Origin of the sequence: Xenorhabdus ishibashii, from assembly GCF_002632755.1 — a bacterium.
In the GTDB taxonomy this organism is placed as follows: Bacteria; Pseudomonadota; Gammaproteobacteria; order Enterobacterales; family Enterobacteriaceae; genus Xenorhabdus; species Xenorhabdus ishibashii.
The window spans coordinates 1795557-1815507 of sequence record NZ_NJAK01000001.1; the positions used below are offsets into that span (position 1 = coordinate 1795557).

Annotated in this window: 20 protein-coding genes; 3 read left to right on the top strand and 17 right to left on the bottom strand. The window is 44.0% G+C overall.

Features of this window, described 5'->3' with window-relative positions; translation table 11 throughout:
• The first annotated feature begins 115 nt into the window (after positions 1 to 115).
• On the top strand, positions 116 to 2188 hold the full coding sequence (gene paaZ / locus Xish_RS08560) for a phenylacetic acid degradation bifunctional protein PaaZ (protein WP_099117504.1): 2073 nt from the start codon (positions 116 to 118) through the stop codon (positions 2186 to 2188).
• 337 nt (positions 2189 to 2525) lie between these two features.
• Here the strand turns inward: paaZ and soxR are convergent, their stop codons facing one another.
• The 9 genes from soxR to yhfZ all read right to left on the bottom strand — a co-directional run bounded on the left by soxR (position 2526) and on the right by yhfZ (position 10809).
• Positions 2526 to 2987: a redox-sensitive transcriptional activator SoxR gene (soxR, locus tag Xish_RS08565; protein WP_099117505.1), complete on the bottom strand. Its 462-nt coding sequence runs from the start codon at positions 2985 to 2987 to the stop codon at positions 2526 to 2528.
• 146 nt (positions 2988 to 3133) lie between these two features.
• The gene (locus tag Xish_RS08570; protein WP_099117506.1) at positions 3134 to 4102 is read right to left on the bottom strand and encodes a methyltransferase; all 969 of its coding nucleotides are present in this window, start codon (positions 4100 to 4102) and stop codon (positions 3134 to 3136) included.
• 196 nt (positions 4103 to 4298) lie between these two features.
• Positions 4299 to 5384 (bottom strand): aminotransferase class V-fold PLP-dependent enzyme, encoded by a 1086-nt coding sequence (locus Xish_RS08575; protein ID WP_099117507.1) that lies wholly within the window; start codon positions 5382 to 5384, stop codon positions 4299 to 4301.
• Between the two features lie 3 nt (positions 5385 to 5387).
• The gene (locus Xish_RS08580; protein ID WP_099117508.1) at positions 5388 to 6737 is read right to left on the bottom strand and encodes a YhfT family protein; all 1350 of its coding nucleotides are present in this window, start codon (positions 6735 to 6737) and stop codon (positions 5388 to 5390) included.
• A 10-nt stretch (positions 6738 to 6747) separates the two neighbouring features.
• Positions 6748 to 7110, bottom strand: a complete 363-nt coding sequence (locus Xish_RS08585; RefSeq protein WP_099117509.1) for a DUF2620 domain-containing protein — start codon at positions 7108 to 7110, stop codon at positions 6748 to 6750.
• A gap of 102 nt (positions 7111 to 7212) precedes the next feature.
• Entirely contained in the window at positions 7213 to 8121 is a 909-nt protein-coding gene (locus Xish_RS08590; protein WP_099117510.1) for a phosphotriesterase-related protein, read from the bottom strand.
• An 89-nt stretch (positions 8122 to 8210) separates the two neighbouring features.
• Entirely contained in the window at positions 8211 to 9401 is a 1191-nt protein-coding gene (locus Xish_RS08595; protein WP_099117511.1) for a YhfX family PLP-dependent enzyme, read from the bottom strand.
• 92 nt (positions 9402 to 9493) lie between these two features.
• A complete protein-coding gene (locus Xish_RS08600) occupies positions 9494 to 9856 on the bottom strand; it encodes a PRD domain-containing protein (RefSeq protein WP_099117512.1) in 363 nt (120 codons plus the stop codon).
• A 44-nt stretch (positions 9857 to 9900) separates the two neighbouring features.
• Complete coding sequence (gene yhfZ, locus Xish_RS08605) at positions 9901 to 10809, bottom strand: GntR family transcriptional regulator YhfZ (protein WP_244186118.1); 909 nt, start codon at positions 10807 to 10809, stop codon at positions 9901 to 9903.
• 535 nt (positions 10810 to 11344) lie between these two features.
• Here yhfZ and Xish_RS08610 point away from each other — a divergent pair.
• Positions 11345 to 12850, top strand: a complete 1506-nt coding sequence (locus tag Xish_RS08610; RefSeq protein ID WP_167383243.1) for an adenosine deaminase family protein — start codon at positions 11345 to 11347, stop codon at positions 12848 to 12850.
• 122 nt (positions 12851 to 12972) lie between these two features.
• Here the strand turns inward: Xish_RS08610 and glpD are convergent, their stop codons facing one another.
• The 6 genes from glpD to gntX all read right to left on the bottom strand — a co-directional run bounded on the left by glpD (position 12973) and on the right by gntX (position 18322).
• Positions 12973 to 14466, bottom strand: a complete 1494-nt coding sequence (gene glpD / locus Xish_RS08615; RefSeq protein ID WP_099117515.1) for a glycerol-3-phosphate dehydrogenase — start codon at positions 14464 to 14466, stop codon at positions 12973 to 12975.
• Positions 14467 to 14712: 246 nt separating this feature from the next.
• Positions 14713 to 15471 (bottom strand): DeoR/GlpR family transcriptional regulator, encoded by a 759-nt coding sequence (locus Xish_RS08620; RefSeq protein WP_099117516.1) that lies wholly within the window; start codon positions 15469 to 15471, stop codon positions 14713 to 14715.
• An 84-nt stretch (positions 15472 to 15555) separates the two neighbouring features.
• Positions 15556 to 16413 (bottom strand): rhomboid family intramembrane serine protease GlpG, encoded by an 858-nt coding sequence (gene glpG, locus Xish_RS08625; protein WP_099117517.1) that lies wholly within the window; start codon positions 16411 to 16413, stop codon positions 15556 to 15558.
• A gap of 91 nt (positions 16414 to 16504) precedes the next feature.
• Positions 16505 to 16828 (bottom strand): thiosulfate sulfurtransferase GlpE, encoded by a 324-nt coding sequence (gene glpE / locus Xish_RS08630; protein ID WP_099117518.1) that lies wholly within the window; start codon positions 16826 to 16828, stop codon positions 16505 to 16507.
• Positions 16829 to 17003: 175 nt separating this feature from the next.
• Positions 17004 to 17579 (bottom strand): Fe-S biogenesis protein NfuA, encoded by a 576-nt coding sequence (gene nfuA, locus Xish_RS08635; protein WP_099117519.1) that lies wholly within the window; start codon positions 17577 to 17579, stop codon positions 17004 to 17006.
• A 59-nt stretch (positions 17580 to 17638) separates the two neighbouring features.
• Positions 17639 to 18322, bottom strand: coding sequence for a DNA utilization protein GntX (gntX, locus tag Xish_RS08640; RefSeq protein WP_099117520.1), 684 nt, complete (start codon positions 18320 to 18322; stop codon positions 17639 to 17641).
• A gap of 38 nt (positions 18323 to 18360) precedes the next feature.
• Here gntX and bioH point away from each other — a divergent pair, with 38 nt between their 5' ends.
• Positions 18361 to 19128, top strand: coding sequence for a pimeloyl-ACP methyl ester esterase BioH (gene bioH, locus Xish_RS08645; protein WP_099117521.1), 768 nt, complete (start codon positions 18361 to 18363; stop codon positions 19126 to 19128).
• A 63-nt stretch (positions 19129 to 19191) separates the two neighbouring features.
• Here bioH and Xish_RS08650 read toward each other — a convergent pair whose 3' ends face one another.
• The gene (locus Xish_RS08650) at positions 19192 to 19635 is read right to left on the bottom strand and encodes an OsmC family protein (RefSeq protein WP_099117522.1); all 444 of its coding nucleotides are present in this window, start codon (positions 19633 to 19635) and stop codon (positions 19192 to 19194) included.
• 73 nt (positions 19636 to 19708) lie between these two features.
• Positions 19709 to 19948 (bottom strand): FeoC-like transcriptional regulator, encoded by a 240-nt coding sequence (locus Xish_RS08655; RefSeq protein WP_074023279.1) that lies wholly within the window; start codon positions 19946 to 19948, stop codon positions 19709 to 19711.
• Positions 19949 to 19951 lie beyond the last annotated feature (3 nt).

Below are 19951 nucleotides of genomic sequence, written 5' to 3' on the forward strand. Positions count from 1 at the left end.
CAGATGTTTGTATTTTGTTAATTATATGGCTGGTTTTGTTAATCGTATATGTGATACATAAATGGCATTCCATTACTTAATGATTGTCTCATTGGTTAAATCGGTGGAGAAAAAAATGCAACAGTTAACGAGTTACATTTGTGGTGACTGGGTTTATGGGCAAGGTAATCCCAGAATTATCCATCATGCAGTCAGCGGCGAAGCGTTGTATCAGGTATCTTCAGAAGGTTTGCCATTGGCAGAAAGTCTAGTTTACGCCCGTGAAAAAGGAGGAAGAACATTGGCTGCGATGACGTTCCAGCAACGTGCGCAGATGATGAAGGCAGTTGCAAAACACTTGCTTGCCAATAAAGAAGCACTGTATGCCATTTCCACAGAAACAGGTGCAACCCGTGCGGATAGTTGGGTGGATATTGAGGGGGGCGTAGCAACCCTGTTCTCGTATGCCGGATTAGCAGGGCGCGAATTGCCGGATGATACCCTGTGGCCGGAAGATGAGATGATCCCGCTGTCTAAACAATCCCAGTTTGTGGCACGCCATGTGCTGACTTCCCGCTCCGGTGTTGCATTGCATATCAATGCGTTTAACTTTCCTTGTTGGGGGATGCTGGAAAAATTGGCACCAACGTGGATGGCAGGTATGCCAGCGATTATCAAGCCTGCTACGGCATCTGCCCAACTGACACAGGCGATGGTGAGAATGATCATCGATAGCGGTTTGGTGCCGGAAGGGGCATTGCAATTGATTTGTGGTGGCATTGGTGATCTGTTTGATCATCTTGATTATCAGGATGCCGTGACGTTTACCGGCTCGGCACAAACAGGGCAGAAGTTGCGTGTCCATCCCCGACTGATAGAAAAATCCATTCCTTTTACGATGGAAGCCGATTCGCTTAACTGCTGCATTTTAGGCGAGGATGTGACACCTGACATGCCGGAATTCGGCGTTTTCATTAAGGAAGTGACTCGTGAAATGACGGCGAAGGCCGGTCAGAAGTGTACGGCTATCCGGCGCGTTATTGTCCCTGCCAGCCAAATGGAAGCAGTCAAACAAGCGCTGCTCAAGCGGTTATCTGGTGTGGCAGTTGGTGATCCTACTTTGCCTGAAGTGCGCATGGGGGCGTTGATTAACCTGGAACAGCGTGATGAGGTGCAGGCGAAAGTCAACGAATTGCGCAATAGTGGTTGCGAGGTTTTGTGTGGCGGTTCACTGGATAAACTCGTACTGACAGGCGATAGCAACAGTAATGGCGCATTCTATCCACCGACGTTGCTCTACTGCGCTGCGCCAATGACTAATCAGGTAGTACACAGCACGGAAGCTTTTGGGCCGGTTGCCACATTAATGGCGTATCAGGATACTGAGCAGGCGATTGCATTGGCGATGATGGGACAAGGTAGTTTGGCGGGGTCATTGGTGACGGCAGATGAGCAGATTGCAGTTCAGGTGATCCGTGCGACAGCATGTGCTCATGGCCGTATGTTGGTGCTGGATGAAGCGGCTGCTGCGGAATCCACGGGACACGGCTCCCCGCTACCCATGTTGGTACATGGTGGGCCAGGGCGTGCTGGTGGTGGAGAAGAGTTGGGGGGCTTGCGTGCCGTGAAACACTATATGCAGCGTACAGCGATTCAAAGCAGCCCAAGTATGCTGGCAGCGATTGGTCGTGAGTGGGTGCGTGGCGCGAAAGTGAAGGAAGAACCGATTCATCCATTCCGCAAGTACTTTGAACAAATTGAAATTGGTGAAAGTTTACTGACTGCTCGCCGGACGGTGACGGAAGCGGATATCGTAAATTTCGCCTGCCTGAGTGGCGATCATTTTTACGCTCATATGGATAAAATCGGCGCGGCTGAATCCTTGTTTGGCGAGCGTGTGGCACATGGTTATTTTGTCGTATCGGCTGCTGCGGGTTTGTTCGTTGATGGTGCGGTAGGGCCGGTGCTTGCCAACTACGGTATGGAAAACCTGCGTTTCATTGAGCCGGTTAAGATTGGCGATACTATCCAAGTTCGTTTGACCTGCAAGAAGAAGATTAAGAAAGTCCAGAAGACGCCGGAAGATAAACCACATGGTGTGGTGATGTGGGATGTGCAGGTGTTGAATCAGGAACAACAGCCGGTGGCGCTTTATAGCATCCTGACGTTGGTAGAACGGCAGCAAAGTGATTTTGCGGCGTCGGTATAATCACAGTTAGGATAAGCGTTGTTAAGTCAGGGAAACAGAGTGGCCTGAGGGGATTTGTCAAAGGCAAGGGCAGCGGTAATCCTCAGGCTGTTTATTAAAGTTTAAATTCAGGCTGGATTTTATCGGTATCATATGTGAGTTGTAACGTTCGGAATAATTTTTCCAATGTTGCTATTAAATACATGCTAAGTATAAAAATGGTATATCTGTCTACTTATTTCTTTCTGACCAATATGAAGACCAGCGGGCAGCATCCAATCTCGTTTTAGATTGCGATAAGCAGAGCCAGCCGCCAAAATGGGGGAAGACTTCCTCAAGATGCGAGTGAACAGCGTGTTTAATCCTCTTCTAAAATTCTTGGACCGGCTCCATCTTGTCCAAGAACATCATTCGGATTACGTAAAGGACACTCGGTTAACGAAAGGCATCCACATCCAATACAACGACCTAAATTATCCCGTAATCGGATGAGTTTTTTAATGCGCTGATCCAGAATATCCTGCAATTGTAGAGAAAACGTTAGCCATTGTTCGGCTGTCAATTTACTATCAGGTGGGAATTGTTCTAGTGCTTTTTTTATCTCTTTCAGAGAGATACCAGTGTTTTGTGCAACTTTGATGATCGCAATATAACGCAATACAATCGAAGGAAAACAGCGTTGGTTACCTTGATTGCGTGAACTTTTGATTAGCCCTTTCGATTCATAAAAATGGAGGGCAGATATAGCAACTCCGCTACGTTTTGATACCTCTCCGATAGTTAATGCCCGATTAAAATCGATGGATTTATCTTTCTCCATATCTATGAACCTTAATTTGACTTTAGATTTTATACTGCACTGCTTTTTTTGTAATTTGAAAAAAGAAGTGCTTTTTCTCTGAAAATTATACGAGCCTTAGCAGGGACCATAATCCCAGCCCCTGAAGCGGTCACTTTAGTGTAAATTCACTTTTTCATTTCGATAATATAGTAACAACCATTTTCTGTGGAAAAATTCAAGCTGTAGATATTTGTAATAGATAATCCCGCCTGTTTTGCCATAAATTCAAATTCTGATTGATACCGTTTCCGGCCTAACAGAAGAGTATCTATATATAAATCAAATGACACTGCCTCATTTGGTTCTTTAATCATATCAATAATATATAAAACGGAATTTTCTCGCATGGATTTCTGGCAATTTTTGAGAATATCAATGGCTTTATTATCCGGCCAGTCATCCAAAACATTTTTTATGCTATAAGCATCATATCCTGATGGAATAGCAGAGAAAAAATTACCATTAATGAAAGTAATTCCGTCTGATTCTTGTCTGGTAAAACCATATTGATCCATAACGTGACATTGGATATGTGGATAATTCATTTTTATATTTTTTGCAAAAGAACCCACCCCACCCCCGATATCAATAAATGAAGAAATTCCATTGAGAGGGATATGTTCAATAATATGTTTATTCATTTTATCGGTCATTTTTGCCAATAAATTATCAAAAATAGTTTTGATGGTTTTATTATGTTCATGATTGAGATAATCAAAAAATGGCTCATGATGGGTAAGTTCAAAAGCAGATTTTTCATTCCTTTTACTTAAGGACGCACTATATTGTGACCAGGAGTTCCAGAAGGCAGGATCTAATTCAAACTTTATATATAATGTTTCAAAGCTATTTGGATCACTGAGTGATGCCCATTGTTCAGTAAGGTAAAATTTATCATCTTTTTTTGTTAACACATTAAGTGTTTGCATATAATTCAATAGACTATGGAATCTATCTTGATAAACATTGCATAACTGAGCAATTTGTTCCACGGTTTTGCCATCTTGGGTACTTAAATACAGTGGTGCTTTACTGTCTACAAAAGCATATAGTGCATTCGATTTACGATAGGCAGTAACCATTTCCAATGACATTATTATTCTCCTTATTCAAATTTTTAAATAATTTGAAATACATTGGGTGTTTTTATTTTAAATTTTATGATTATTTATTTCCCCTGGTTAATGGGCACACTATAAAACCTCAAGCTAACTTGAGGTCAAGTAATATTAATCTAACTACATCTAATGTTTTTTGAAAGTATGCGATTTACCACTGGTCTGTGCCCTGTTATTTCAACTGGCAGCTTTCCCGTAAAATGCGCATGACGGTATTTGCGCCGCTACGGTTAGGATTGATGCGGATCATGCGTTGTTCCAGAGTGGGATCTGTCTGACGAAAGGTGGCGGAAATGCGGTAAAACAGGGGGGGGATTTCAAATTTTGACTCTGCACCTACCGGATAAGGTAGTGCGCCGAGTGTATGGGCTGTGGCGAGTACTCTTTCTGCAATGGGATCGTGGAATTCCACTAATAATACTTTCGATTGGGCATTGGCGAGAAAGGCGTATTTTACCTGTGGCAACTCTCCTTGGTTCAAACGAGTAACCAGTTCGTTATTCACTTCGGCCTGTACTGCGTGCATAACGGGCGCGAATACCATACCACGAAGGGCTTCCATTGCCTGATAACCCTGGATCTGGCAGCCACCGGAGTACATGTTGTGGCGCAGATTATCAATGATTGCTTGCTTTCCTACAATTAACCCAACGCCTTGTGGTCCCAATAATTTGAAGCAAGAGAACGTGGAAAGGGTTGCGCCATATTGACAACCGATGTGTGCCACTTTCATCGCCGCGTAGTTATCATCGACTAATGAAGGTATGTCATATTGATTCAGGATGTCGATAACCTCTTGTAGGGAATAACTGTCAGACATCTTCTGGCGGGTATGTTGAATAAGGGTGGCTACGGGTTGATATTGCTGAATGGTGGCAACAAGTTGCTCTGTGTGGTTGAAATCTGCCTGAACGACACGAAGCCCCATTTGTTCAATTGATGCCTTGGTTGTGGGATAAATCGGTGCATTATGCACAAGTAACGTTGAATTGGGGCTGACCAAGGCGGCCAGCCCTGCGCGTAGTGCACCTGTTCCTGCCCCATTAACAAAAGCGGCGGTTTCAGCACCAAAAAACTCTGCAATTACCGCCTCAATGCGTCGGGTCATCCGCGGTTGGTGAAGATCTGGGACCAAGCCCAGATCACCTTGCGAAAGAAAATCAGCACCAGGAAAGTGATGACAGATAATATCAACCAGCTTGAATTGTTGCTGTTGAGCTTGTGCCATCGTCATGCTTTGCAATGGATAGGTTTTCATTTCTTATTTTATTCCCAGCAGAAAGAGCAAGTTTGCCAGAATGCCCACAATGATTGTTGCGATTGGGCCGATAGCCATTTCCACTAAAGGACGTTTGGATGTACGGTTAAGCAGGTAGATACCCGCCACGATCATAAAGCCCATGCCTGGCAAAATAGCGTTGGCGGCAATCATCGCACCAACCAACAAGGCAACTTCGAGCATTTTGGTGATCGCGGTACGAATATGTCCGCTGCATGCTTTCACTCCAGGGTATTTATCCAACCAGATAGCGATTTTTGCCAGTAGCTGAATTTCAATGAACATGGTGATGCCGCCTGCAACAAAGGCAATCCACGGGTTGTTGGTTGCCAGCCCTGCCACAAACACAAATTTCATGCCATTTGGGCTATAAACGCCTGTGGCTATCGCCGTCGTACCCACTAATGGAATAAAGCCGATGGCACGTGCCAGTGCTACCAGCAATGCATTGGTCTGCTCACCTTGCGCCATCAGTTGCAGGGAAACTGGCCCTTCCGCCAACAGGCTAAAAGACATGGTAGCAGCACTGGCGGTCAATCCGCCGCACAGGATTAACAGCCATTTATTTTTTTGAATACGTTCTATACGAGTAGAAAATAAGCCGACCAAGACTTCATTGCTGCCTTTTTGCTCCGCTGACTGTGTTGGCCGTTCACGCATTGCAAAGTAGAACATGGCAATCATCGATAGCAATAGTGCGGCTCCGTTAGGGTCAATGCTGACGGGTTTTTCGATCATCCCTCCAAAGCTCAACGGGCCAATGGCCTTGGTTGCCAGATAGCCGAACAGTGCGGTGAACATGACCAAAAGCCCTTTGCGATAGCCATATTGATAGCCGACAACCATCGCAGGAAACAGGGCAAAGCAAGCGACAATCGGGTCGCCCACTTTCTTGAGATCATCGGTAAAATTGACGGGTAACATGGCGAATAGTTCCACCACTGAACGCAGGCCAGCCAGCAACGCGATGGCATATAGGGCACCGATAATGCCTGAAGCGATAAAACCTCTGCGGCTGTTAGCACACCAAATCCCGATCATGTCTGTACCGAGTAACAGGCTGTGAACCAATACAATTGGGGCTGTAAGTGAAAAAGGAATACCGAAGCCAACAACCAAACCAATGCTCAGGGCGAAACTGGTTGCGGCAAGTGCTTTGCGACTCATGCGGCCTTCAAGGTATTCCGGCAAAAGTGGGCGCAGGCCATCGTGGAAAACAGCGATGCCACGGTTTGCCATCATAGCGGCAATGGCACCAATGGCTGCCAATAACCCTGCTTTAAAAGGATCGACTTCCATCAATCTCAGCAGAAAATCATGGAAATGTTGCATGATTGCCTCCTTACAGTGAGATGATGGTACTGATGAGCACAGGCAGGACGATATCAATATCCTGGCCTGTAAAACCAAATGCCTTCTTGCCTGCTTTCACATGGGTGATGATCTCGTCATTAGACAAGATTTTTCCCGGCATTCCGATGGTGGCACATTGCTTTAATCCAATGAGAGCAATTGCCATTGCCAGCGCGCCACCACCACCTGTATTGCATGCGCCAAAATAGTAATCCGCTTCGCCATTTTTAATTGCCATCGCCGCGTCAATATCATTCATGATGGTAATGGCGGTGGCTTTATTGCCTGCCAGTTGACGAATACCTTCGGCTATTGCCTCTTTCTCTATTTGTCCACCAACGACAAATTTCATGCTGTTATCCCTCTCTTTGTATCTTCATATCGGATTGCTTTTTGAAAAAGCTATGTTTTTAGAATTAACTTATTTTAATTTTCTATTTTATAGGTTTATTCTTTATTTAATCTTGCCTTGGAAAAATTGTGCAGGATTATCACGTAGCATTTGGTCTATCTGTTTCTGGCAAAAATCGGCTTCCAGCAACATGGGAACAAATACAGTTAACAGGTAATCGAAGCCATTTCCCCCATTATTTTTTAAATGAGATCGACGTGTGATATCTTGGGAAAGCATGATCCGATCAAGCAACCCACGCTTGGCAATCTCCTGCAACATGGTAATGCGCCGACTGTCGGGATAATAATTATTCTTGCCGATTGTATCGAATTGTACCCATGCTCCGGCCTCTAGCAGCGGAATAATGGTGTCCAGGTTATCTCTCAGATCACAGTGACCGATAGACACATATTCAGGGGAAACGCCAAACTCCTTTAGTAACGCTAACTGCTCACATCCCATTGTGCTTAATGTGGTGTGGGTGGAAATGGGACAGCCTGTTGCCTGGTGTGCTAATGCCGCAGCTATAAACACCTTTCGCTCATCTTTCGTGATTTTATCGAGGCTAGAGCCAATTTCTGCAATTATCCCTGCTTTTAATACAGTGCCATCAATGCCAGTTTCAATTTCAGCGATCATGTCATCGGCAATGGCCTGTACACTTAACTCACTGAAATGGGCAGGGAAGAATGGTTGTTTATAATAGCCAGTCGAGGCAATGATATTGATGTGAGTATCACGCATCAGATCCAGCAGAAAAGCCGCGTTGCGTCCCATATAACGATTGGTCATCTCCACGATGTTTCTTACCCCAAGGGCGTAGAGGTGACGAAGTTCTTCTACGATCAGATCGTATTGATCTAATCGACAATCTAGGCTTCCTTTCACATCAGAGAGATCGATATGCAAGTGCTCATGTACATAGGTGTAGCCTGAAACATCAATCAAGTTATTTGCCTTTATTGCCAAACGGCCGGATCATGCGGTAATTCCGTTATAGCGAAAATAATATTATTTAATGATGGGATGATATTATTTGTAATACCCCTATTGAGGGATTAGTTAGGATAACCACTATTTTTCCAATTTCCTTGACTGTCATAAATGCCTTCAAGTTTTGGAGAGCCAGATTGAATACCTGAAACAAGGGCTACATCGCTGCGCGTTGTGAAAATTTGAGGACGAAAACACATGATTACCGGACTACCAATAGGGTGATTGCCTGCCAATGGAAGGTGGTAGTCAATGCAGGGTTCACCCAGACGCAGTATGCGTACTTTTTTAGCAGGGATGATACCAGAAGGGATGGTGCGTTCAGGAAGAACCAATGCACATTTCATATTCCCGCGTTTATAATATCCGCCACCATAGCAGTAACTATTACCATCATAGTGATGGGAAATTTCTGTGAGATAGACCATCGCAATATGTTCCGGCTCTCGGCCACAGATATTGGCGGGGATGGTTCCGGTCAAGGCATGTCCTGGTTCCAGATGGGTGGCGCCGTATTTGGCCAGCAATGGTATGGTATTACAGCTTGAGGCAGCCGGAGCATTGATCTGTGAAAGTTTGATGCCAAGTTGTTCCAGTCGGTTCCGCGCCCGAATGAGGGTGAGCAAATTGGGGGTGGGTAAGGTTATTTGATACTGTGAATCCCATGACAGGCAAGGAAAATGCGTCAGTCCGCTCAATTTTATGCCTGGCATGTGCTTTAAGGCATCGACAACGCTATCGAGTTCATTAAAGGAGATTCCTGCTTCTTGGCCGGAAAAGGTGATATCTCTTTTATCAAATATTTTCAGCATGATGGGCTGAATTCGCCCCAATTTTTCCGCACTATCCGAGATGGCCTGAGCCTTTTCAAGGGAAAACACAGTAATGACACTTGGATTGTGTTTGAGCATGGTCTCTATTAAATGAGTTGGTGTCTGCACTAAGTGGCCGATGTGGCACAGTGGAATACCATGCTGGCTTAGGCTATAGGCTTCCCTGAAATCGACCGCCACGACACCACGATAACCGAGTTCAAGTAACTTTTTAGTCAGCCATGGGTTACGTCCAATTTGTTTGGTCATCAAATAGAGTTCAATGTCATATTGCTTTGCAACTTGTAGCAAGCGCCGGCCATTGTCTAAAACCTGATCGACGTCAATGATGTAGGTATCTGGCAATATTGCACCTTGTTGCCAAAGATCTTTTGTAACTTCAATCAATTTGGGGTTCTGTTTTTTTAGTGTCTCAATAAACATAGGGATCCCTCCGTGGCTGCAAAGCTGTATGAAATCAAAATGTTTTGCAGATAAATTTTCATTTTTTTGAATATTTTTATGAGAATCAAAAGCTAATCTCTTTCGAGTGAAAATATTAAACCATATAAATTTACCAACAGATAGCCTTCCTCATTGGGATGTAAGGCCACGGTAAATTTTTTGATTAGAGAGCGATGCATTGTGAGTAATTGATTGTAGTGTTCAGATTGTTCAAGTTTTGCCAATATTTCTTTATCCAACGGGGAGATTATTTCGCCACGACGTGAACGCATGAAAGCACTTGCCATGTGGGTAAGTGCCATTTCACCTTGTGGATGACGGATAGGGATGAGCCAGATATCTTCCAGAACATGCACAACTTCCAGCATGTTATCGTAGATATCTTGATCGATAACGCCACCTTTTAGCAGGATAGTTAGCCGTTGTTCTATCATTGCTTTTTGTTATACGTAGGTGTTAATCAACAGTTTATTTTGGTTCAATAAACGGGTTCTATGATGCCTGCTACTACGTTTTGTTGATGGGTCAACAATAGCTCCTGATCAACCATAGTATGCAGGAGCTGCTGGATGGGAATATTATCCTTTCGGGTCAGGATAACGGCTTCAGAAGCTTTGATAAAACACTCCGAATTGTCGTCAGGAAGTTGGGTCATCAGGCCTTGTGATATTAGTTCATGGCCTTGTCCAACGTTCCAGATGGCCGCATCAACGTGACCTTTTATGATTTGATTTAGGCACTCATGATAGGAGACCTCGACCAATTCAATCTCTTTGTCAGCAAAGTATTGCTTTGTCATTATTTTTTGGTCTGCTGAGGTGCTATCTAATCCAACGCGACGAATTGATTCCATTTCGCCATTACGAAAGATTAACCTGTGCCTGTCTGTATAACTTTGTGTCCCTAGTGAAAGCGCAATATATAGATCTTTATTTTCTTGGTGCTGCTCTGCGGCAAGTCTTGATGTTACTGCTAAGTCGTAAACACCATTCAGTAAACATTCAATACGGATATCTGAGCCACGCATGTGTGCAAAGTAAAAGGGAACGCCTGCACACAATGCTTTTAGACCACTTGCCAGCCCTTCATAAGCACGGGTATATGGGAGCGGCATCGCACAAACCACATTGCCAATATCGGCATACTGCAACAGTAATTTGTGGTTTATCTGTGCAAGAAAGCTACCATTACGACCGCGACGCTTAATTCCAACCACTTGTGCCTGTTCGAGAGATTTTAATGCTGCTTGCATCAAGCCCACGGACAATCCACATTCTTTAGCTAGTAACTCTATGGTTTTCAGTCGGTTACCACATTTTTCAGCGAGAAGGTAACGAGCCAAGAATGACTGTGCTATCCCCTCTTTCTTAATGAATGTTTGGCTCATCATGACAAGTTGTTATCCATTCCCATTTATATTCATAAAATTGAACATAAATCGCAATAAGTGAATTAAAGAAAGGGGATTAATATCACAATTACAAAAAAAATGAAAATTTAAAAAATGATAAAGTCTAATATTATCAATATGTTGGATATATATTTCAATTTTTTATTGAAGATATAAAAATTGCCACTATGGAAGAATATAGGGAGGGTGAAAGTATTATTGATGATTACTCACTGTATTTTTCTGGATATATGGTGATTTTTTCTACGCTATTTATCACGCAACAGAATAATTAGGCTATATTCTGCACCTTATTTTTGCATGAATCAATAAAATATCCTATGAAGTGAGGCTTATTTAAAAAAAACAAAATTTAGTTTTTTATTGCCATATCAAATAATAACTTTGGTTTATTTCTGGTTTATATTTTAGGGGGTTATATTTTCAGCCATAGTTGAAGATAAATTATGTTATTTCTTTATTTGTCATGCAGATAAAGCATTCAACAAACATTGAAACCAGGAAAAATATTATGAATATCTTATCCATTGAAATTATTTTATTGATATTACTTCCGTGTCTGGTCAATGCAGGGGAAGTCAATACCGTTTTAGCCAGAAAAAATGAAACAGCGACTGCACATTTCTTCCGTGATCTGATTGAAACCGATGATCCGGATATTGCAGAACTTACGATGGCAATAGAAATGATGCCTAAAGGGGCAGATATCCACCTTCACTATTCTGGTGCAATATACGCAGAAACCTATCTTGATTGGGTAGGGGATAAAGGATATTGCATTTATGATCGCTCTGATCCAAAACTCAAGATCGAAATATATCGAATCGAAACGCGTCAGAAAGATCAGATCCCGCCGGAGAACCAGCAATTTTGCCTCGAAAAAAGTGCGGTCATTGCAAACGATGCTTTCTACCGAAAATTGTTGAAGGTATGGTCAAACAAAGATTTCTATAACCATGATCACATACAGAAAGCACCTGACCAGCAATTTTTTGACACCTTTAGTTATTTCAGACCGTTGTCACATCGAATTGTGAGGGAGGGGATTGCTAAATTAAAAAATCGCGCCAAATATGAAAATGTCCAGTATTTGGAAATGATGTTAAACAAAGCCCCTTCTTTTCAGTATCCAAATTTGTCTAAGGCTCTTGACGAATTAGAGCCGGATGCCGATGAAAATACCGTTTTCGCAGCACTGGTGCCTTATGCGGACTTCATGGCTCACAGCCCAGTTGTTATGCAAGGTATCTCTCATTACATCCAAACTGAAGAAGCTGCGGTCTCAGGGATGGACGATGATAAATTTCGTATTCGGCTCCAATCCTATATTGTTCGTAATGCGTCACGCGCGACGGTATTTTCAAGTTTATATTCGGCATTTTCGGCAGCACATGCCAGCAAAAAGATTGTCGGCGTGAATATTGTTGGGCCGGAAAACGGTGATATTGCCATTCGTGACTATAAATTGCACATGACGATGCTGCGGTATCTAAAAAAGATTTTCCCTGATGTTCATTTGTCTTTGCATGCGGGAGAGTTGGCTAGCGGCATGGTTCCGCCAGAGGTGCTGGCAAATCATATTCGATATGCCGTAGAGATCGCCGGAGCCGATCGGGTAGGCCACGGCGTTGACATTGCACGGGAAACGAACGCATTGGAATTACTCCAGGTACTGAGAAAAAAGGATATTCCGGTTGAAATTAATCTGACGAGTAATGACTTTATTCTTGGTATCAAAGGGAATGAGCACCCGATAAAACTTTACCAGCGTTATGGCGTGCCTTTTGTGATATCAAGTGATGACCCAGGGGTTTCTCGTGGTGACCTAACTCATGAATTTGTCATTTTTGTCACAAACTACAAGCCATCATATGCCGATATCAAAAAAACCGTATTTAATAGTCTTCGATACTCTTTTTTACCCTCAAAAGAGAAATTGGCAGCGTTGCAGGATCTGCGATCCAGATTTTTGATTTTCGAATCGGAAATTGCGGGAATAGAAAATAGGGATGATTGATTCCGAAAATTAATGTTCGTTTGGCGGATGTTGATGAGCGGGGAAAAACTTATATGATAGAAATTAATCAAAATAGAAAATGGCGATAGAAATTATCGCCATTTTCAACATCAATCTTGCAATTAAGCGGCTTTGGCGTTTTGTGTCAGCCAGTCAGCTACACGCTGTTTTTGTTCATCCGTTAGCCACATACCCAGTTTAGTACGGCGCCAGATAGCATCATCTAACTGTGTCACCCATTCATGCTCAACCAAATAACGCAGTTCAGCTTCATACAAATTATGGCCAAAACATTCACCGAGATCGGTCAGTGCTTCCACACCTTTCAGGATGAATTGGCTGTTGCTGCCGTAAGTACGGGCATAACGCAATGCTACACCTTCTGGCAACCAGTTGTGACGCTGACGCAGCAAACGCGCATAGCCGTCGCGATCACAGCCTTCCAGCTCACTACCGGGTAACTTGCCATTTTTGGTCCATGCCTTACCCGCGTTAGGATAGTATTGTGCCAGTTTATCCATAGCGTGTTCAGCCAGTTTACGATAAGTTGTTAGCTTACCGCCAAATACGGACAGTAATGGCGTCTGGCCTTGCTCATCCTGCACATCCAGCGTGTAATCACGGGTGATCGCTTGTGGTGAATCGGATTCATCATCACACAGGGGACGAACGCCAGAGTAAGTCCAGACAATATCATCGCGACCAAGTTGTTTCTTAAAGTGGTCGTTATAGACTTTCAGCAAATAGTCGATCTCTTTATCTTCAATTTTGACTTCTTTTGGATCGCCTTTGTATTCAACATCCGTTGTACCGATGATGGAAAATTCATCATTCCATGGAATAACGAACACGATACGATGATCTTCATTTTGCAGAATATAAGCCTGCGGTTCATCGTGAACGCGAGGCACAACGATGTGGCTACCTTTAATCAAGCGGATGCCATAAGGTGATTTCAGTTGCAGGCCGTTATCGAAGAAATTTTTCACCCACGGGCCTGTTGCGTTGACCAAACCTTTCGCACGCCATGTATTGGTTTCGCCAGTTTTGAGGTCTGTGGCTTCAACCATCCAATAACCATTTTCACGCCATGCACGGGTTACTTGGGTGCGGGTACGTACTTCGCCGCCGTGTTTCTGCACTTCCTGAGCGTTCAGAACCACCAAACGCGCATCGTCAACCCAACAGTCGGAGTATTCAAAGCCACGGGTGATAGATGACTTCAATACTGAGTTTGTGCCAAATTTCAGCCCCTTGCTGCCTGGTAAGCTGACGCGTTTACCTAAGTTATCGTACAAGAATAAGCCAATGCGGATCATCCACGCTGGGCGCAGGTGTGGTTGATGTGGCAGACGAAAACGCATCGGGAATGCAATATGGGGAGCCAGTTTTAAAAGCACTTCACGTTCTGCCAGTGCTTCACTGACTAAACGAAACTCATAATGTTCCAGATAGCGTAAGCCACCGTGGATCAGCTTGGAGCTGGCAGATGAAGTTGCACTGGCCAAATCTTGACCTTCCAACAATAGGACAGAAAGTCCTCGGCCAGCAGCATCTGCCGCAATACCAGCGCCGTTAATTCCGCCGCCGATTACAATCAAGTCTTTGGTTTCCATTGCATCCCCTTTGAAATGTTCGAAACAGTTCTTTAATGTTCGTTTTCGCTCAAGAATTGTAATCAAAAATTCATCAGTCGCCAACCATTAACTCAGAAAAAACATATTCACGTGATAGAGGTAACAAAATCTTCTTATATACATAAGATTAATAAGGATTTCGTGGGATACAAATTTGAGAGGGAATATTGACGGAAATGAGCCCCACCAAAATATCAGGTGGGGATATTATTGCCTAAAAAATGGTTAGCACAATTCCAGCTTGACGTTGTGCTGTTCGATGATTTTCTGGACGCCAGTAGGAGGTGCTTTATCAGTGAACAAAAAATCAATCAGGTTCATGTTACCGAGATTCACCATTGCATTGCGGCCGAATTTTGAATGGTCGGCAACCAGCATGACACAGCGGGAGTTTTCGATAATGGCACGTTTGGTACGCACTTCGTGGTAATCGAATTCCAGCAGTGAACCATCACTATCAATACCGCTGATCCCAAGAATGCCGAAATCAAGGCGGAATTGGGAAATAAAGTCTAGCGTTGCTTCACCAATGATGCCGCCATCGCGGGAGCGCACTTCACCACCCGCTAAAATCAGGCGGAAATCTTCTTTGCCCATAAATAGAGTTGCGACGTTGAGATTGTTGGTGACAATCCGTAAATCGCGATGGTTGAGCAGGGCATGTGCTACAGCCTCTGGCGTCGTTCCAATATCGATGAACAGGGTTGCGCCGTTTGGAATTTGGGTAGCAACCTGTTGTGCAATGCGAGCTTTTTCATCCGACCACATGATCTTACGGTCATGATAGGCTGTGTTGACGGAGCTGGATGGCAACGCGGCACCGCCGTGATGACGCTGGATCTTATTTTTATCTGCGAGATCATTTAAATCACGTCGAATAGTTTGCGGGCTAACATCAAAATGTGCAACCAGCTCTTCAGTGCTGACATAACCTTGAAGGCGCACCAGCTCGATTATTGCATCATGTCGCTGAGTTTGCTTCACAAAATTCCCCTAATATGTGCATAGATGGATTATAGTTGATCAAAATTATCCCCCCTATTTCAAGCCGATGCTGAAACTTAAAATCTATTGGGGCTTATTTGGCATTTTTTGGTTTTTTTGTTTACGCAAATTATCCCATAGCCCCATCATTAACCCGATGATTAATCCTGCAACGTGGGCGGCATTGGCAATGTTTAACGAAAATAGATCGAAATAGCCAACCAAGAGCCAAATGACAGAGACAGCAATTAACCCTCTGGGAGCACTGATCCCACGTTTGGGAGACATTTCACCCGTTAGCCAAACATACCCGAGCAGTGCGTAGACGACACCGGATAGTCCCCCGAAATGAGATCCGCTGAACAATGATTGCGCCCAACCACTGAAAATTGCGGATACTATCGTGATTTCAAAAAGTTTGCCGCTGCCAATCTTCTGCTCAACCTGGCTACCGAAATACCACCATAATACAAGGTTAAAGAGCAGGTGTGTCAGGGAGAAATGCAATAGAGCTGGGCTTATCCAGCGCCATAACTCCAGATACTGATCACTGTTGGCCGGCCATGCCAGCCCGTTCATAACATCCGGTATGTCCGCCATTGCTATCCAGCAGTAAATAAGGATACAGAGCAGGGTTATGGCGATAGTCAGTGGTCCAGACTGGCTTTTAAGCGTACTTAAATTCAGGTTGTTATGATATTTGAAGCTGACAGATTTGCCTGTTTGCCAACTGGCCGCTTGATAGCGTTCATTGAGTGGATCGTGAGCAAAGTGGCGAAGCTCCTCTTCAACCCGACTTAATTGGCTGTCATCCTCTAACCAGAGTTCAACTAATGGTGGCTCATTGGTGGGTCGCATGGTCAAATGAATGCCTTGCGTCGCCATATAATCAATAAAGGCTTGAGCCAGCCGAGGGTTAGATATTGAGGTTATATGGATCATTGCTCGTCTTATCTCTGCCTTAAGTTGAAGTTAATTGCACCAGGGTTAACTGCATTGGAGCTAATGACATTGGAATCAGTGCGTTAAAGGTTTATTTAGTGTGGACAGCGTGAGGATAGTCTCTCTGCCAGACTTCAAAACCGCCATTGACACTGTAAACGGTCTCAAATCCCATATTGATCAGGTACTGTGCTGCTCCTTGGCTACTATGGCCGTGGTAGCACATCACCATGACCGGTTGGTCAAAATCCGCTTCCTGTAGAAAGCTATTGAGCGTTTCGTTTGTTAGGTGAAACGCATCGGTTGCGTGTCCGGTATGGAAACTTTGTGGATCGCGTATATCAACCATGACTGCGGTTTTATCGAGCCAATGCTGGTAAGCCTGTTCAGGAGTTATCGTTTGAAAATGGTCCATAAATACTCAACATAGTTTCTAAAATTTTCATTTTCAATATATTCATTTCTTAATAGTCGTCTGATATGACCTGACTGCCTTCCCAATATAACTATTGGGAAGGCGTAGAAATATAGAGATAGAAAACGTTAGAAACAAAAAAATGGTTAAAAATTGTCAAAACAAGAATCAAAAATCAGTAGTATGAATGTTCACCGCGCTGGTGCTCAGTCAGATCTTTCACGCCTTTTAATTCAGGGAACATCTGTAATAACTGTTTTTCAATTCCCTCTTTCAGAGTGACATCGACCATTGAACAGCCGTTACATCCACCACCGAATTGCAGGATAGCATAACCTTCATCGGTGATTTCCATCAGGCTGACACGACCACCATGCCCTGCCAGTTGTGGATTGATCTGCGATTGCAAGACGTATTCAACACGATCAATCAGTGGGGCATCATCCGCCACTTTACGCATTTTAGCGTTCGGGGCTTTCAGGGTCAGTTGGGAACCCAGTTGATCGGTCACAAAATCAATGACGGCTTCTTCCAGAAAAGGGGCACTAATTTCATCAATATAAGCAGAGAGTTGATCGAACTTCAATTCGGTGTCAGTGGCTTCAACAGCATCCGGTGGGCAATAGGAAACACCGCACTCAGCGGTTGGCGTTCCTGGATTAATAACAAAGACGCGGATCTGTGTGCCCGGTTCTTGATTTGCCAGTAGCTTGGCAAAATGTGCTTGCGCTGCTTCAGTAATATTAATCATGTCATTTGCTCAATAGTTGACTGTTCTAGTTGGTTATAATACGCCCATTTATAAAGGAACTACAAGGTTCGGCATATTGCCCAGGCCTGTACAGAGCGAGCACCAGCACGAATCATCAACTGTGAAGCTTCATGCAGCGTTGTACCCGTGGTGATCACATCGTCGAAAATAGCGACATGTTGATCAGTAAAATCGCCCTGTAATTGAAAGGCTTGCTTAAGATTGGTTCTCCTTTGGGCGGCAGAGAGTCCCCGCTGCGTGAGTGTAGCACGTGAACGGTGCAAAAAATCGGGTTGATATGGACATTGCAGCCAACGTGATAGGGTTCGGGTAATGAGTTCAATGTGATCAAAACCACGTTGCCAGCGTTTTCTGCTGTGCAAAGGAATGCCTAGTATGCGATCTGGCTTATGCCAGCGGCCTTCACGATAGCCTTGCAACCAATGCAGCAAGAACAAACGTGCCAGCACTGGTGCGAGTTGTGGAGTGTTGTAATATTTGTATCGTTGAATAAGCTGACTTAATGGTGGTGTGTAATCCGTAATGGCGATCAAATATTGCCACGCTGGGGGATTCTTTACACATCGCCCACAGGGAAGGTTACCGGATTCAGAGGGCTGTGCACAGCGCGGGCAGACATGTTGCAACCGCTTTAATTGGTGGTGGCAGATGTAGCAGATCCCATGATGGGCAAAATACAAATTTTGATGGCATAGCCAACAGTATCCAACCATTGTTAGCATAGTTTCCTTCCTTGGTGACAAATAAAGTGAGAATAACAATGAATCAGTTGTTTTGGCAGACAATTGGCGATGCACCACGTGATCTTGTGATGCTGCACGGATGGGGTCTAAACGCTGAGGTTTGGCGCTCAGTGGAAACGCGATTAGCTTCGCATTTTCGTTTGCATCTGGTGGATTTGCCAGGTTATGGGCGTAGCCAATCGTATCCGGCTATGTCATTAGTGGATATGGCAGATATTGTATGGCAGCAAGCGCCAGCAAATGCCTTGTGGCTAGGTTGGTCTTTAGGCGGATTGGTGGCTAGCCGGATTGCTTTGGATCATCCGAAACAAGTTGCGGGCTTGATAACTGTGGCTTCTTCGCCAAAATTTAGTGCTGATGGCGATTGGCCTGGTATTAAGCCAGAGGTTTTGAGTGCATTTGAGTCTCAATTGAGTACTGATTTTCAAAAGACTGTCGAACGTTTTCTGGCTTTGCAGACCTTGGGGACAGACAGTGCACGCCAAGATGCCCGTGTACTGAAATCTGTGATCCTGAATCAGCCGATGCCGACAGTCGAAGTACTTAATGCCGGTTTGGAAATCCTGCGCACCGATGATTTAAGGGGAGAATTGTCCCAACTTCAATTACCGTTCCTGCGTCTGTATGGTTATCTTGATGGTTTGGTGCCACGTAAGATCGCTTCACAGCTTGACAGGGTATGGCCACACACGCATTCCGTTATTATACGCAACGCTGCCCATGCCCCTTTTATTTCCCATCCTGATGAGTTTGTCGAGATATTAAAGAATTTTGTGGCGGAGTAGTCATTTGATTTGTCATTATTGAATAATTACCCATAGCATTAATTGTTATGGGTAATCGATGATTTATCTTGAGGAGTAAATTTCAGTCACAATTTCCGGCGCATTCAAGATAGTATCGAGAACAGGGCAATTACTTTCGACAAAAGTAATAAAATTGCGGATCTCTTGTTCGGTATTATCGGCTTTGATATAAAATTTGGAGGTGATTTTTGAAAAGCCCATTTTGGCGTTTTTATTTCTACCGGTGAAGCCATCGGTATCCAGTTCTCCTTCCATTTTAACCTGAATATCGACCAAATTGATTTTATGCTTGCGGGCAAAACTTTTCGCCACAATGCACTGACATGCACCAAATGCAGAAAGTAACGCTTCCACTGGATTCATCGCCTCATCGGTTCCACCGAGGCTTTTGGGTTCGTCTACATGAAAGGTAAAATCTCGCGATGAGCATTTCATTTTGAGCTTGCCAACCGACTCAACTTTTGCAGTGAATAACTCTTTAGGCATATTACTATCCTCAGGTTATTAATATAGGGATACCGCATATCAGATAATAAAGAGATAATTATAATTAATCTATTTATTCTTTTACGGCAAGCTGATATGCCTTAGTGTCACATTTCTGCGTTTCCGGGCATTGCTTGCAGCCTCCGCTGAGGCAGGAGGAAGCATCTACCTCCTCCAGTTTACCCATTATGACAAGCTGCTTGAGCATGGCTTCCACCATTGGCAGCGGTGCTGAAAACTGGTGACTTAGTGATCTGGCATCAGTACGCCCGTTGAGGGCAACAGCATCTCTGATTTTCAGCAGGTTAATCATTTA

Bases quoted from the DNA above. Each gene is read 5' to 3' on its own strand.
- paaZ (WP_099117504.1), top strand. From the start codon at position 116: ATGCAACAGTTAACGAGTTACATTTGTGGTGACTGGGTTTATGGGCAA.
- soxR (WP_099117505.1), bottom strand. From the start codon at position 2,987: ATGGAGAAAGATAAATCCATCGATTTTAATCGGGCATTAACTATCGGA.
- Xish_RS08570 (WP_099117506.1), bottom strand. From the start codon at position 4,102: ATGTCATTGGAAATGGTTACTGCCTATCGTAAATCGAATGCACTATAT.
- Xish_RS08575 (WP_099117507.1), bottom strand. From the start codon at position 5,384: ATGAAAACCTATCCATTGCAAAGCATGACGATGGCACAAGCTCAACAG.
- Xish_RS08580 (WP_099117508.1), bottom strand. From the start codon at position 6,737: ATGCAACATTTCCATGATTTTCTGCTGAGATTGATGGAAGTCGATCCT.
- Xish_RS08585 (WP_099117509.1), bottom strand. From the start codon at position 7,110: ATGAAATTTGTCGTTGGTGGACAAATAGAGAAAGAGGCAATAGCCGAA.
- Xish_RS08595 (WP_099117511.1), bottom strand. From the start codon at position 9,401: ATGTTTATTGAGACACTAAAAAAACAGAACCCCAAATTGATTGAAGTT.
- Xish_RS08600 (WP_099117512.1), bottom strand. From the start codon at position 9,856: ATGATAGAACAACGGCTAACTATCCTGCTAAAAGGTGGCGTTATCGAT.
- yhfZ (WP_244186118.1), bottom strand. From the start codon at position 10,809: ATGAGCCAAACATTCATTAAGAAAGAGGGGATAGCACAGTCATTCTTG.
- Xish_RS08610 (WP_167383243.1), top strand. From the start codon at position 11,345: ATGAATATCTTATCCATTGAAATTATTTTATTGATATTACTTCCGTGT.
- glpD (WP_099117515.1), bottom strand. From the start codon at position 14,466: ATGGAAACCAAAGACTTGATTGTAATCGGCGGCGGAATTAACGGCGCT.
- glpG (WP_099117517.1), bottom strand. From the start codon at position 16,413: ATGATCCATATAACCTCAATATCTAACCCTCGGCTGGCTCAAGCCTTT.
- glpE (WP_099117518.1), bottom strand. From the start codon at position 16,828: ATGGACCATTTTCAAACGATAACTCCTGAACAGGCTTACCAGCATTGG.
- nfuA (WP_099117519.1), bottom strand. From the start codon at position 17,579: ATGATTAATATTACTGAAGCAGCGCAAGCACATTTTGCCAAGCTACTG.
- gntX (WP_099117520.1), bottom strand. From the start codon at position 18,322: ATGCTAACAATGGTTGGATACTGTTGGCTATGCCATCAAAATTTGTAT.
- bioH (WP_099117521.1), top strand. From the start codon at position 18,361: ATGAATCAGTTGTTTTGGCAGACAATTGGCGATGCACCACGTGATCTT.
- Xish_RS08650 (WP_099117522.1), bottom strand. From the start codon at position 19,635: ATGCCTAAAGAGTTATTCACTGCAAAAGTTGAGTCGGTTGGCAAGCTC.
- Xish_RS08655 (WP_074023279.1), bottom strand. From the start codon at position 19,948: ATGATTAACCTGCTGAAAATCAGAGATGCTGTTGCCCTCAACGGGCGT.